This window comes from Enterococcus sp. AMC1251 (assembly GCF_058216535.1).
The window spans coordinates 2,035,438-2,049,069 of the sequence record NZ_CM177098.1; the positions used below are offsets into that span (position 1 = coordinate 2,035,438).

Below are 13,632 nucleotides of genomic sequence, written 5' to 3' on the forward strand. Positions count from 1 at the left end.
GCTTAAAAATTATGAATTCCTTTTAAATCAAGGGTTCAGTCAATATAAAAGACTATTTCTAGTCGTATTTGTGCCCCCCTGTTAGATATGGGGGACTAATATATTGGCGTGGCTAGCGCCACACCAATGACAAACTAGTCAGGCGCAGCAACCTTTGCTTCGCAAGTCACTGCGTCTGCCTGTTTGTTTTGTATCAACTCTTCTATTGCCTTTAAAAAATCATGTTCTTTAGGCACAAGCGGTGTATAAAATTCACTAATGATACTGGTTCCAACATCTACATAACCTCTCCCTTTAATGGGTTTTAAGAAAAAGTCTTTGTCTGTCTCCCCAAACATCATCGAGTACCCCAATTCAGACATTCTTCCTAAAGCAACACGAAAATTAAATTGATCGCGAATACCATCGCCTAAATATTTTGCATCAGGTCGTTGACAAGCAAGAATGAGGAAGAAACCACTTTGGCGTCCTAGCATCACGATTTGCTTTAATTTACTCATGACCTCAATGCTTTCACGTCCAATCATTTCCATAAACGAGGTGTATTCATCAAATACTAAAAAGTTAGCTGGTAACCCTAAATACGCATAATTTTCTCCTGTTTTATAGCCTTCCATTTGCTTCATCGTTTCATTTCGTTCCATCATTTCATCGTAGAACTGGTTTAAACAAGTGATCATCTCGTCTTTCTTATAATAAACATTTGGCATGACGGTTTCTAAGTCTGCTAAATCCGCATTCTTTGGATCAAGCACATAAATAGTCGCATTGGTTTGTAGCAAGGCTTCAATAATCGTTAAAATAAAATAAGTCTTACCTCCACCAGTTCCGCCAGCAATCAGCATATGGGGTAAAGAATCGTATGCCCAAAGAACTGAATCCATCAATTTTAGTGTGCCATTCATTGCCTGTACTTCATCAATGGTGATTCGACTATTGATGGTATCGTAAAGCAAGGTATATTCCACATAGGAATCCTTCAAAATTTTATCGACCAATTCACAGTATAGTCCTGTTTCCAGCTTTTTCTCTAACCGTAATAATTGATCTTGATAAGTTCCCATCGTAATCTCTACATGAATGTGAATCAAGCCATCCTTTAAACGATAATAAACCTTTGGGAAATACGTGATTTTTTCTTTTGTCTTGTTTCCACCTAAATCTTTGAAAAATGACTCTGATTGAACTTGCTCTGATTCATACCAGCCATTTTCAAGTAGCATTCGAGCGAGTTTTTGTCGATGCTGTAGCTGTTTTAAATGATCTATTCGATAATAAGAGTAAAGAAATACTAGCAATAAACAAACAAAAAAAGCAGTGAGGACACTACTTATCAAATAGGGAATATTCAGTTGAATGTTGGCATCCAATAGTTTCAAATCAGACCAATTCATTTCAAGAAGTGACTGTCTATAAAATAAAGCCATCACTAATAAAAAAACAGGAACCAATGAAACTAAGGCGACGTGATAAACAAGAAGTTTATTTTTAGGTTTGATTTTCTTTCCACGATAATTTAATAATTTTTTCATGTGAAATCCCTCAATTGCTGATTGGCACGAGAAATATCATCATACAAAACTTCTAAACAAGCCACATGATAGTTTAATAATGCTTGATAGGATTCAACATGGACTCCTTTTTGACCTAATGACTCAGCTTCTTTGATTTGTTCTAAAATTAAGTTAATAATCTGTTCATCCATTTATCTTGCCTCATGACAATCAAGATAAAAAATGATCAGCTCTTTTGAAGTTTCTTCACCTGCACAGGCAAAATCAAAGCACATTGCTCTTTTCTCTTTTGTTTTCTCTTCGTCAAGAATTAAACCAAACACAGCATCTTGATTTTCTAAGCAATGCTCGATGACCTCCGTTACCACTTGATCTTGATTAATCGGAGCATCAGATGACACTACTTCTTCAAAATCTTTGAGAAATTCATCCATACCGATCATTGTCCCTTGAATGGATTGCTGCATCATGCTGATTCCACCTTCCCATTTTTAGTCACTGGAATTGATTGCTTTTTCTTCTCTTTTAAACGAATATCATCTGCCTTTACATACCAGTCCACGTCAGCCCCTTGAAACGTGGCAGTTGCCACTGTATCTGCCACCGGATTAATCAATTCGACCTCTGCATTATAATCAAATTCCTTAAGCGGAACAGATGCAGGTATACTCACTTGAATCATGCGTCCTTGACCTGTTGATTTTAAATCATAGGTACGCTCCTTAATGTCATTTGATGCTGTACCATCTTCATTTTGAATGCGCACTTCTCGGCGTAAAGCTGAAAATTTCAATAGACCAAATGTTGCTTCTTTTTCAATGACAATTCCTTCTGCTAATCTCATTATTTTTCCTCCCTTTCTTACGCCTTCACAATATCATCAGCGTGCATGACATAATTGGTGAATCCTCTTGTCCCGATTTTATAGCCCTCTGCTATAATTTTAGGCTGAATCAGTTTGACTTTATCTTCTACCTCAAAATGCTTCTCACCAGCATCAGCAGGTAAAATAACCACAATGTCATCTGCTCGTTGAATGGTAGAATACAAATTATAACTTCTAGAAAGGACTGTCGGTCTGCCATTAATTCGGCGTTGTTCAACCGCTCCTTCTCCTGCATATTCAAGTTGTCCAAAGGTTTGTTCCATATTTGGAATAATGTGTTTTAGTTCCATTCTTTTTCCTTCTTTCTGTTTAAATTTAAATAGCTCTAGCTTCAATCTAGTTAGAGTCAGACTTTCTTAGTCGTTTGTAGCCTAATATAGCTACTGTCCCTAGAAACAGCACCGTACCTGTTTTAAAGAGAACTCCCTTACTCAATAAATTCTCTTTAAAAGAGACATAATCTCGTCTACTTCCCATTTTATACGTCACCCCCTCTCAATAATTTAACAGACAAAAAAGACGACCTGTGTGTTTGATCGCCTTTCCCATTATTTCTTAATTATCTTTATTTAAGTTTTTGAGATACCACTTGTAACCAATCCCACCTGCAAAACTAACAATAAGCAACAAGCCAATTATCGCTACTACCCTATTTCGTTTTTGTTCACCTGTTTGTGGTAAACGGCCTTTTTCTTTTGGTTGAGGATTTTTAGGCTCTAGTTTTTCTGGAACTTTTTTATTGGTCATCTCCCATTTTACAATCTCATTATCCTCTGCAATTTCAAAAGGTAACGGAGTCTCATCTAACTCATACCCTTCTGGAGGATCAAACTCTTTAAACGTATAATTCCCTGCTGGTAACCCCTTAAATTTAAACTGTCCTTTTTCATCCGTTCGACCTTCAACCACAATTTTCCCGTCTTTATCCACAATTTGAATCCCTGTTTTAGGCAATGGATCAGCTGTAGCAACATCTATTTTAGACAGCTCTGCTCCACCCTTTTTCAAGATATTTTGGATTTTGAATAGTGGTTCTATTGATTCATCCAACTTGAGCTGTTCATCAGAATTTTCATTTTTTTCATCCATTGGGATTGACGTTGTTGAATTTAGCTCGATCTCTGAATCAGTTGCTTCTTTTGTTGCAGAAGTATCTTTTTTAGCATTCTTATCTGTTAATGACAATTCTTTTCCTTTTTCATCATATGCTGTGATGCCTTCCATTGTAGAGACAATTTTTATCGATTGTTCAGAGATAAGATAATCATCAGAAGACGGTTTTTTTTCTTTTAATATAAAGGTGCCTACTGGAACATTTTTGAAGGAAACAACCGATTTTTCATCAGCTGTTACAGTTTGTATGACCTTTTCTTCTTCACCTTCTAAAGTAAAGACAGCTCCTTTGGCATTTCCAGAAAAGTCATACGTATAACCTTCCTTCTCATGAAGAATTGCCTTCTCGTTTTCCTTGATAAAAGAAAACTGATTAAAATGAAGCTTATTAAGAATTGGTTGATCTTCTTCATCAGACACATTAATCTTCACCACTTGATCGTGATTGTTACCATCAAATGTAAACGGAAATTGACGCGTATCTAACTCATGGAGAGAACCCGCACTTAATTCCTTGACATAGTAATTGCCCACTTGTAAGTTTAATTGCTCACGACCGATACCATCACTTGTTTTAATAACAGCCATCAAGCTATTAGGATCAACGGATAAATGATCATTTACATGAATCGCATCCACATTGTATAAACCAAAGAACTTTTCTTCGGATGGGACAGTCTCTAGCATTGGGCTATTATCTTTCCACCCCTTTATACTTTCCTCATCCTTATGAATCATGAGCTCAACCTCTTGAAAATCATTTTTTACCTCTAAACTTGTTGAAACTAAATCAACCGTTTGCCCACCATAGGTTAATTCAAATGGTAGTTCTGCTTCATCGATCATAAATCCAGCAGGTGCACTTTTTTCCACTGCAACATACTTCCCTAAAAAGAGCTGGGGCATATTCTCAATAACCCCATCATTATTGGTCGTTACAGTCGCAACAACCTTTCCCTTAGCATGTCGTTTTGTACCACCAACCAAAATATCTTCTGCCGCTTTTAAATCAAAGACAACGTTTGCTAGTGGAGCTTGGTCGTATTCTAAGCGCTGAATAAAGCCATATTCAGAATTTAACGAGGTTAATTCCACTGGCTGTTTACCTAGCTTCGTTAGCTTCAATAGCCTCATTTGAGGTTGATTATTCCATGTGATTTCAATCGTTTTATTCGGTTCAATCACGATTTCTTGAGACAGACCTTTATTGACAAAGCCATCAGCAGCTTGTATTTCTGTTATTTTAACCTTAGTTCCTGCTTTAATATCCCTCAATTCAGCTAAACCATTCTCCTTTGTAGTGACCTCTTTCGTTTGTCCAGCATATTCAAATTTTATCTTTGTATTTGCCAATGCTTTTCCTGTCGTTTCATCTACTTTCTTAAGTTTGACATGTCCGTTTAAATTCACTTTAATAGTCAAGCCAAAGCTTCCCGCTGAATTTAGTTTAAATTTAGCTAATCTTTGTTGCCCTTTCTTATGATAAACAAAAGTTGTTCCTACATCGTTTTTATTGGCAATATCATACTGTAATGTCCCTGTTTCTTTAGAAGCTGCTTTAGCCATTAGCTTTAGTGTATTTCCTGATTTTTCAACGTTTAAATTTGCTGAATTACTGGCTAATACCTTATATTTGTTTAGCACACCATTTGAATCACTTAGGGTAATGGACTCACCAACATTTAGTTCAATCGTTTGATTATCAAAACTTGGCTTACGATTATGAGCGTTCACCTGATTCAATATTCGTTGCTTTTCTGCTTGATAGTTTGGAACCTGGGTTGTTAACAATTCATTTCCTAGTGTTTCCCAAATAATACGCTGTGTAATAGTATACGATAGTGCATTAGGATTTGTTTGATACCCATAATAAGCAATCAGGGCTAAACGATCCTTTTCTGGTATACTCAATTCGCTAGGTTCAAAGCCTGCTCCTGGCTCCGTCACAGGAATACCATGCTCAATACAAAATGCTGGATCTCCATCCACTGTCATCATATTCGAGCCTTGCTCTGTCCAATGTGTCCCATTGAGTAATTTAGAGTGCCATGTAGACACCCAATCCCCAATCTTATGAAATGACCCCTCTGCAGCGTATACGGATGATGCAGAAGTAATAAGGGGTAGTGTGATTAATACGAACAATAATAATCGATTGATTAATTTATTTACTTTTTTCAAAATGATTCCTCCTTTTTTCCATAAAAAAAAGAGCAAGATTTTTAGGTTCAAAATCTTGCTCTAGTGTCTTGATTCAAGTGTCTGATGTTCACTTGTTTCTACTATTTAATTTTCTAAATTTTGTAAAAGTCTACTTGTCTTAATTGGTCGATAATCGTACCCAATTTCAGTCAGTAGCTCTTCCCAATTTTTATTTGTTCGTCTCATAATTGTATCAATTGATGGTAAAGCGTCTCGATCATATCTTTTTCTAAATTCGGTCATAGATAAGCTTTCTTCTAAATCTAATCGGACAATTTCGTTCTTTAAGCTTGTTAGCAATTCAAAGTCTGTTACAAACCTTTTAGAGCCCACTCGTTTATCAAATAATTGGCTTATATCAATCTGCCTTTTATTAACCGTTGATAGGCTTGGGAGGTTTTTACCTTTACGATTCTTTTCATACATCCTTTGTGACCGAACATTATTCTTCACAATAAAAGATTGGAGAATCTCAAACAGCTGGTCATCTGAATATTTTGCCCATCTATATCGATCGTATGTTTTATTTCCTAAACGATTTTGCAAATTTTCCCACGAACCAAAACGCTCATTGATAAACCATAAGCTCGGCACTTTATTCGAAAACTCTTTTTTTGCGTTCTGATAGTCTCTAACACTTGTGATACCTTCAAATTCAATAAATTCTTGAATTAATACCATCAATTCTAAATCATTTTTTTCTTTCCAAATCGTTCGATGATCTTTTACTGTCATCAGCCACTCACCCTTTCATTTGTAAAAAAGTACTTTGGCTTGTCCATTTTACACTTGCACCAACTGCACAGGTTCTTCTCTGTATTTAGTAGACTCATCCTCTAATCTACTAAATTGGAGCATCGTTTTGGTATTTTTGGAATCCTTTTTGTCGTCAATTTCACCTATGATTTCCACCTGTTTTCTGACAACACAGGTAGTCAAAATGGGATAATCAAGGATAATCGCAGAAAATACCATCGATTTCCTTAAACAAAGCCAAAAGAAAAAGCCCTTGATATCAAGGACTTTCGCACTTTTTTCTTACTCGGGCAATCTAAGAAACACTTATCTTCTAATTTCTTTAATACGAGCTGCTTTACCATGTAATGCACGTAAGTAATAAAGTTTCGCACGACGAACTTTACCATAACGAACTACTTCGATTTGAGCAACACGTGGTGTGTGTAATGGGAATGTACGTTCCACACCAACACCGTTAGAAATTTTACGTACTGTATATGTTTCGCTGATACCAGCGCCACGGCGGCCGATAACAACTCCTTCAAATAATTGGATACGTTCGCGTGTTCCTTCGACAACTTTCGCATGAACGCGAACAGTGTCCCCAGGACGAAACGCAGGAATATCCGTACGTAATTGTTCTTGTGTTAATTCTTGAATTAATGGATTCATTCTTTTTTCTCCTCATTCCAAACATTCTTATGACTACTGCCACAGCGGAATATCGTAATAGTTGAGCGCTTTGCACTCACTGAAACAGTGTAACATAGCTATTCTAAGCTGTAAAGGGATTCCCCTAATTTTTTAACGATTCTACAATAGTTCAAAACTGTCTAAATATGTTTGTAACTGATTAATGAATTTACCTAAATGTATACCATCGACAAGACGATGATTTACTTGAATAGAATAAGGCAATAGCAAACGATCGCCATTCTTTTCAAATTTACCCCTGGTTACTTACGAAAACCAAGGCAAACAAGAAAATTGGATCATCATATCTTGTTGATAGTTAGAGCTCGGAAAGTAGTCTCGCTGAGCCCCACTCACTCTTTTTGCCTCATCAGAGAAAGCTTTCATACTCCCTTCATAGTCAAAGAGTCAGAATATGGAATAACTCACTACCAGCTTTTAAATCCATAAAACTTGGAATTAAACGCTCAACTAAAACAACCTCTTTACCACGAATTTTATAACGAAAATTTTTGATACGATTCATTATTTTGGTCGTTGCATCTATCAATCCAGAATAAAAAGAAATATCATTTTGTTTCGCATATTGATAAAAATAAGTCACATCTATTTGAGTCGTAATATCATAAAGAGGAATTCCTCCACATTCAGAAAAGAAATCAAAATGTTCTTTTCTATCCCATGTTGTTTGATCAATAATTTCCACTGATATACTCATCCAAACGTCTCCTTTTTATTCAGTCGGTGTATTTAGCTTACTCGTTTTCAGCACGGATTTCTTCCAACCATTTTGCTTGCTGTTCTGTTAGTTCTATTTTTTTTAGCATATCTGGTCTGCGTTGGAATGTTCTTCTTAGAGACTCTATTTGCTGCCACTCATCAATCAATTTATGATTTCCATTAGTGAGAACCTCGGGTACACTCATCCCATTAAATTCCGCTGGACGCGTATATTGAGGATGTTCTAATAATCCTGTTGAATGCGAATCTGTTTGTGCAGATAGTTTATTCCCTAACACATCAGGCAGCAGGCGAACCGTCGCATCAACCATGACCATTGCCCCTAACTCTCCACCTGTTAAAACGTAATCTCCCAGTGAAACTTCATCCGTAACGAAAGAACGAATACGCTCATCGTATCCTTCATAATGACCACAGATGAAAACCAAATGCTCTTCTTCAGAAAACTCTTCTGCCATTTTCTGATCAAACCGCTTACCCGCTGGATCTAGCAAAATCACACGTTTTTTAGTTTCCGGTGATGCTTCTTCAATTCTTTGCAAGTTATCATAAATCGGCTGAACTTTTAGTAGCATACCTGCCCCACCGCCATAAGGATAATCGTCAACCGACTGATGCTTATTATCTGAATAATCACGGAAATTGGACACATTAATTTCTAGTAAATTTTTTTCTACAGCTTTTCCAATAATGGATTCTCCCATCGGACCTTCAAACATTCTTGGAAAAAGCGTCAATACATCAATTTTCATCGTCAATCAAACCTTCTGGAATTTCTACACGAACGATCCCTGCCTCTAAATCAACAGACTTAACAACAGATTCGATATAAGGAATCAAGGCATCTTTTTTCTTAGGTATTTGAACAACCCAGACATCATTTGCTCCTGGAGAAAGGATCTCTTTGATCTTCCCAAGTTCTTCATTGTTTCCATCAATAACCGTCAACCCAATGATTTCATGATAATAAAATTCATCTCCTGGTAAATCCTTTAACCCTTCTTTTGACACTTTCAAAATTCCATCACGGTATTTTTCAACATCATTGATGGAAAAATGATCTTCAAATGTGACAATATCAAAATTTTTATGTTTGCGATGCGTTTTGATCGTTAGTTCGATTGGCGCTTTTTTTTCTTGAAATAATGTCAAAACAGATCCTTTTTTATAGCGTAGTTCTGGAAAATCCGTTTGAGAAATTATTCGTACTTCACCTTTTAAGCCTTGAGTATTGACGATTTTTCCAACATTTAAATATTCAGACACTTAAAACCCTCATTTCAAAATTTTAGTCTTTCTCATTCTACCATTTCTATAGACCGAATTCTATTATATATACGCAAAAAGAAAGCCATTCAATTCAGAATCGCTTTCTTTTTCTCTTTTAAGCATTGACTCCTGTTAAGGTTCCATAAATCAAGAATAGGTTCAATGCTGTCAATACAAGCGCAATGATCCACGCCAAAATTTTCACCCACATTGGATTAGCAAATCGTCCCATAATTTTTTTATCACTTGTGTACATCGTTAAAGGAATGATTGAAATTGGTAATGCGATACTTAAAAATACTTGTGTATACAACAATAAATCCTCTACCGCTGATTCTCTACCGCCATAAAGAATTACGCAAATAATAACGGGTACGATCGCAATCAAACGCGTCACGACTCTACGCATCCACAGTGGCATTTTCAAGTGAATAAATCCTTCCATAACAATTTGACCTGAAAGTGTCCCAGTTATCGTAGAGTTCTGACCTGAAGCAAGTAAAGCAATCGCAAATAAAATACTTAAAACTGGACTCGCAATATTTCCAACAATATCAGGATTTTTCAAGGCATCAAACAAGTCTACAAACTTTCCTAAATCACTATTCGTTCCATAAAACAACGCCCCACCTAAAATCAGCAACAAGCAATTAACAATAAAAGCAACGGTCAATTGAATATTTGAATCCCAAATCGTAAAACGAATGGCTTTCGCTTTTTCTTTATCATCATTACGATCAAATTTCCGTGCTTGAGCAATGGATGAATGTAAGTATAAATTATGCGGCATAACCGTTGCCCCGACAATCCCTAATGCTAAAAATAGCATCGATTTGTCACTTGCAATTCGCGTATCTGGAATAAAGCCACGAAGTACTTCACCAATATTTGGATCAGCCAATGCCACTTCATATGCAAAAACAAAAAAGATCACTGCAATCAAGCAAGCAACAATGGCTTCTATTTTTCTGAATCCTAGTTTCGTTAGCAATAATAACAATAAGACATCAAACGTTGTAATCAATACACCGATCAATAATGGGAAACCAAACAACAATTGCAATGCCACAGCGCCGCCAATCACCTCAGCAATATCCGTAGCCATGATTGCAAGTTCCGTAATGATCCATAAAACAATGCCTGTTTTTTTGCTTGTATGTTCTCTAGTCGCCTGTGCTAAATCTCTGCCTGTCACGATTCCAAGTTTTGCCGCCATACTTTGAAGAAGCATAGCGATCAAGCTTGATAATAGGATGACACTCAGTAATGCATACTTATATTCTGCACCACCCGCAATCGAGGTGATCCAATTTCCCGGATCCATATACCCAACTGCTACAAGCGCTCCTGGTCCGCTATAAGCCATTAATGTTCGCAAAAAACTAGCATTTTTCGGTACATCAACAGTGTTGTTTATTTCTTCTAAACTAGGACCATTTGCATATTCCAACAACTTTTCTGCTTCGTTTTTCCCTTGTTTCATGTTGATCCTTCTTCCAACTATAAATTATCAGGTTTATATCATTGTATTTTTAGGCGCGCCATAATCCTTAAAACAATTATAATCCTCTCACTGTTCCTTGTAAATAGGAAACACTCCGTTATTTTTTCATTTAGGTCTAAAGTTGGATGTTTTTACTGTAAGTTCTTTGTATAATAATCTTAACAAGTTCATTCTTACAACTTTGTTCGTAAAATTTGATAAATAACAATGGTAAAATAATAAGAAGACTTTTATACTAAGAGGTAGTTACTTGATCCAGTTTTTTAGCTAGTCTTTAGGACAAAATGATAAAATATCGTTCTACGAGACTGGACAATCCTGCTATACTTTTAAATTAAGGAGATGATCGACATGAGCATCGCGCTTTCAAGAAAAATTATTAACTGTATTTCAATCGTAGGGATTATCGCAACGATTGCTGCGACGATTTACTTTATGCGATTAGGTGTTTTTAAAGACGTTAATGCATTGAGAGGATTAGTCGGTGACTCAGTTATCCTAGGTCCAATTCTGTTTATGTTAATCCAGATCATTCAAGTGGTGATTCCAATCATACCAGGCGGTATCAGTTGTGCCGCAGGTGTTCTGATATTTGGTCCTTTTGCAGGGTTTATCTATAATTACGTTGGGATTGCGATTGGTTCTGTGATTATTTTCCTTTTAGGGCGCCAGTATGGGAAACCATTTATTCTAAGTTTAGTTAGTGATAAGACCTATAATAAGTATATTGGCTGGTTGGATAATGAAAAACGCTTTGAACGTCTCTTCGCTTTAGCTATTTTTCTACCCATTGCTCCAGATGACGCTCTTTGCTTAATGGCTGGTTTAACCAAGATGCCCATAAAGAAATTTACATTGATTATCCTCTTGGCAAAACCCGTTTCAATCTTCTTATATAGTTTAGCATTGATTTACGGCGGTACATTCTTAAACGGTTTACTAGGATTTTAGAGCATAAAAATATATAATAGGTAAAGAGATAGGATGCTCGTGTAGCCTATCTTCTTTTATGTTAATTTTTATAGGAGTGAATTAAATGATAAAATATATCAAAAATAGTTTTAAAAATATGATTGATTTTTTTGCAAGTACATCGGCATATTTTCGTGATGTCTTGTTGATGCATGGCTTTATGCTTTTTATACTACTTCCTCTTTTAGCCAGTTCGACCCGCTTCATTTTAAGACAAGGAAAAATTGACTATTTATCTTATGATACAATTCCAATCATCTTTTCAAAGCATCCTGGTGTTTTGATTGCATTGATTATCGTTCTCATAACCATTGTGATTGCTGTTTTTTTTGAATTTACTTTCTTACTTTTAAGTATTTTTTTTATTAAGAAAAATGAACCTATTTCTCTAACGAATTTGCTTAAAGGAACTCTTCTTCAACTAAAAAAAATTCGATTTAGTACAATTCTTTTTTTCCTATTTTATTTTTTGTTTGTTTTACCTCTTAGCGGATTAGGTTTTAATTCAGATTTACTGTCAAAAATAAAAATCCCTGCTTTTATTATGGACTTTGTATTTGCTAATCGCGTTACGATTATTGCTTTAGTGGTTTTAGTTTATTTACTTTTCTTCTATCTTTCTATTCGTTTGATTTTTGCATTGCCCGAAATGATCTTAAGGGATGTTCCATTTCGTCAAGCAGTTAGAGAAAGTTGGCGTTCGACAAAAAAACATTTCTTTAGGATTTTAGGACAATTTATTGTGATCGGTGGTAGTATTTTAGTTGTTTTTGTTCTTAGTTATACAGTGATACTAAGTGCGCAGGCGATCATTGAAACTGCTATTCCTAGTTATGCTTTGGTCAGTGCCGTAGTTGCGATGACACTTTTACAATTTATTTTACTCCTTAATATTGTTTTCTCTACAGTCGGTATTTTTTACATTACAATTGACTATATGGATGATGAAGGTTTTTTACCTGATTTACCACAATGGTTTTCCGATCAGCCAAAACAAACTAGGAAAGAATGGACAGTCTTTAAAATTAGTTTATTTGTCTTTATTGCAACTTTGTTCGGTATTGGCGTAGGAACCTACAATACTAATTATTTAAGTAATCCCTCCGTCACAGAACCTTTAACCATATCTCATAGAGGTGTAGATGCATCAAATGGTGTTCAAAATTCATTATCTGCTCTAGAAAAAACTAGTTTAGAACACCCTACTTATGTAGAGATGGATATACAAGAAACCAAAGATAAGCAATTTGTGGTCATGCACGATTTCAATTTAAAAAAGCTTACAGGTGTGAATAAAAAGCCTAATCAGCTAACGTTGGATGAATTAACCGAGTTGACGGTCAAGGAAAATGGCATGGAAGCCAATATTTGTTCCTTTGATGACTATCTCGAAAAAGCAAAAGAATTACAGCAGAAGTTATTAATTGAAATCAAAACAACATCACAAGACAGTCCTGATATGATTAAACGATTTACTGAAAAATATAGAAATGTTATTTTATCGGAAAATCATATTCTACACACATTAACTTTTGATACTGCAACTCAGTTAAAGGAACAAGAATCTGAATTTTATGTTGGTTATATTCTTCCATTCAATATTGTTGGACCTCCTGTTATGAATGTAGATTTTTTTACAATGGAATACACAACGTTGAATCGCAACTTTATCAATGCAGCTCATAGTGATGGAAAAAAAGTTTATGCTTGGACTGTGAATGACGAAGATACAATGACTCGGATGATGTTTTATGGTGTAGACGGTATCATCACAGATCAACTGAAATTGCTTAATAAGACTATTAGAACTGATTTAGATGAACCAACTTATTCTGATAAGCTACTGCATTTCGTTATTGGGATTGGTTAATATAGTATATACAAGGAGAGAGGCCGAGACAAAAGCGTTTAGCTCCTTCGGAAATAAGCTGCTTTTTTCTCGCCGTTTATTCGGATTTAGAGCGTGGGACAAAACTAAAGATCAGTTTTGTCCCACGCTC

The 13,632-nt window shown here is 35.7% G+C and carries 15 protein-coding genes; 2 read left to right on the forward strand and 13 right to left on the reverse strand.

The genetic code is table 11. The features are described from left to right. Positions 1-134: 134 nt before the first annotated feature. From AC4BBR_RS09575 to AC4BBR_RS09635, 13 genes are all read right to left on the reverse strand, one after another. The gene (locus tag AC4BBR_RS09575) at positions 135-1,532 is read right to left on the reverse strand and encodes an FtsK/SpoIIIE domain-containing protein (RefSeq protein ID WP_490459350.1); all 1,398 of its coding nucleotides are present in this window, start codon (positions 1,530-1,532) and stop codon (positions 135-137) included. Next, positions 1,529-1,705, reverse strand: coding sequence for a hypothetical protein (locus tag AC4BBR_RS09580; protein ID WP_490459351.1), 177 nt, complete (start codon positions 1,703-1,705; stop codon positions 1,529-1,531). Before AC4BBR_RS09580 ends, AC4BBR_RS09575 begins: the two co-directional genes overlap by 4 nt. Continuing rightward, entirely contained in the window at positions 1,706-1,984 is a 279-nt protein-coding gene (locus tag AC4BBR_RS09585; protein ID WP_490459352.1) for a hypothetical protein, read from the reverse strand. Then, positions 1,981-2,361 (reverse strand): YdcP family protein, encoded by a 381-nt coding sequence (locus AC4BBR_RS09590; RefSeq protein WP_490462100.1) that lies wholly within the window; start codon positions 2,359-2,361, stop codon positions 1,981-1,983. The genes AC4BBR_RS09585 and AC4BBR_RS09590 overlap by 4 nt, the downstream gene beginning before the upstream one ends. A gap of 14 nt (positions 2,362-2,375) precedes the next feature. Beyond that, positions 2,376-2,690, reverse strand: coding sequence for a YdcP family protein (locus tag AC4BBR_RS09595; RefSeq protein WP_490459353.1), 315 nt, complete (start codon positions 2,688-2,690; stop codon positions 2,376-2,378). A 265-nt stretch (positions 2,691-2,955) separates the two neighbouring features. Beyond that, entirely contained in the window at positions 2,956-5,694 is a 2,739-nt protein-coding gene (locus AC4BBR_RS09600) for a SpaA isopeptide-forming pilin-related protein (RefSeq protein ID WP_490459354.1), read from the reverse strand. Positions 5,695-5,799: 105 nt separating this feature from the next. Further along, positions 5,800-6,450 carry a hypothetical protein gene (locus tag AC4BBR_RS09605; RefSeq protein WP_490459355.1) on the reverse strand — a complete coding sequence of 217 codons (651 nt, stop codon included), beginning with the start codon at positions 6,448-6,450 and terminating at the stop codon, positions 5,800-5,802. A gap of 327 nt (positions 6,451-6,777) precedes the next feature. Next, positions 6,778-7,125: a 50S ribosomal protein L19 gene (gene rplS, locus AC4BBR_RS09610; RefSeq protein ID WP_010761540.1), complete on the reverse strand. Its 348-nt coding sequence runs from the start codon at positions 7,123-7,125 to the stop codon at positions 6,778-6,780. Between the two features lie 141 nt (positions 7,126-7,266). Continuing rightward, complete coding sequence (locus AC4BBR_RS09615) at positions 7,267-7,377, reverse strand: CatA-like O-acetyltransferase (RefSeq protein WP_490459356.1); 111 nt, start codon at positions 7,375-7,377, stop codon at positions 7,267-7,269. Positions 7,378-7,546: 169 nt separating this feature from the next. Then, on the reverse strand, positions 7,547-7,864 hold the full coding sequence (locus AC4BBR_RS09620) for a CatA-like O-acetyltransferase (RefSeq protein WP_490459357.1): 318 nt from the start codon (positions 7,862-7,864) through the stop codon (positions 7,547-7,549). 37 nt (positions 7,865-7,901) lie between these two features. Continuing rightward, positions 7,902-8,639, reverse strand: a complete 738-nt coding sequence (gene trmD / locus AC4BBR_RS09625) for a tRNA (guanosine(37)-N1)-methyltransferase TrmD (RefSeq protein ID WP_490462101.1) — start codon at positions 8,637-8,639, stop codon at positions 7,902-7,904. Continuing rightward, positions 8,629-9,153: a ribosome maturation factor RimM gene (gene rimM, locus AC4BBR_RS09630; protein ID WP_490459358.1), complete on the reverse strand. Its 525-nt coding sequence runs from the start codon at positions 9,151-9,153 to the stop codon at positions 8,629-8,631. Before rimM ends, trmD begins: the two co-directional genes overlap by 11 nt. Positions 9,154-9,271: 118 nt before the next feature. Beyond that, positions 9,272-10,639, reverse strand: coding sequence for an Nramp family divalent metal transporter (locus AC4BBR_RS09635; protein WP_490459359.1), 1,368 nt, complete (start codon positions 10,637-10,639; stop codon positions 9,272-9,274). 372 nt (positions 10,640-11,011) lie between these two features. Here AC4BBR_RS09635 and AC4BBR_RS09640 point away from each other — a divergent pair, with 372 nt between their 5' ends. Together AC4BBR_RS09640 and AC4BBR_RS09645 are read left to right on the forward strand one after the other, a co-directional pair. Then, positions 11,012-11,611 (forward strand): TVP38/TMEM64 family protein, encoded by a 600-nt coding sequence (locus tag AC4BBR_RS09640; RefSeq protein WP_490459360.1) that lies wholly within the window; start codon positions 11,012-11,014, stop codon positions 11,609-11,611. Between the two features lie 85 nt (positions 11,612-11,696). Continuing rightward, positions 11,697-13,502, forward strand: a complete 1,806-nt coding sequence (locus AC4BBR_RS09645; RefSeq protein ID WP_490459361.1) for a glycerophosphoryl diester phosphodiesterase membrane domain-containing protein — start codon at positions 11,697-11,699, stop codon at positions 13,500-13,502. Positions 13,503-13,632: the final 130 nt, after the last annotated feature.

Coding starts and splice junctions, on each gene's coding strand:
- AC4BBR_RS09620 (WP_490459357.1), bottom strand. CDS start 7,864: ATGAGTATATCAGTGGAAATTATTGATCAAACAACATGGGATAGAAAA.
- AC4BBR_RS09595 (WP_490459353.1), bottom strand. CDS start 2,690: ATGGAACTAAAACACATTATTCCAAATATGGAACAAACCTTTGGACAA.
- AC4BBR_RS09645 (WP_490459361.1), top strand. CDS start 11,697: ATGATAAAATATATCAAAAATAGTTTTAAAAATATGATTGATTTTTTT.
- AC4BBR_RS09575 (WP_490459350.1), bottom strand. CDS start 1,532: ATGAAAAAATTATTAAATTATCGTGGAAAGAAAATCAAACCTAAAAAT.
- AC4BBR_RS09635 (WP_490459359.1), bottom strand. CDS start 10,639: ATGAAACAAGGGAAAAACGAAGCAGAAAAGTTGTTGGAATATGCAAAT.
- AC4BBR_RS09585 (WP_490459352.1), bottom strand. CDS start 1,984: ATGATGCAGCAATCCATTCAAGGGACAATGATCGGTATGGATGAATTT.
- rplS (WP_010761540.1), bottom strand. CDS start 7,125: ATGAATCCATTAATTCAAGAATTAACACAAGAACAATTACGTACGGAT.
- trmD (WP_490462101.1), bottom strand. CDS start 8,639: ATGAAAATTGATGTATTGACGCTTTTTCCAAGAATGTTTGAAGGTCCG.
- AC4BBR_RS09605 (WP_490459355.1), bottom strand. CDS start 6,450: ATGACAGTAAAAGATCATCGAACGATTTGGAAAGAAAAAAATGATTTA.
- AC4BBR_RS09580 (WP_490459351.1), bottom strand. CDS start 1,705: ATGGATGAACAGATTATTAACTTAATTTTAGAACAAATCAAAGAAGCT.
- AC4BBR_RS09640 (WP_490459360.1), top strand. CDS start 11,012: ATGAGCATCGCGCTTTCAAGAAAAATTATTAACTGTATTTCAATCGTA.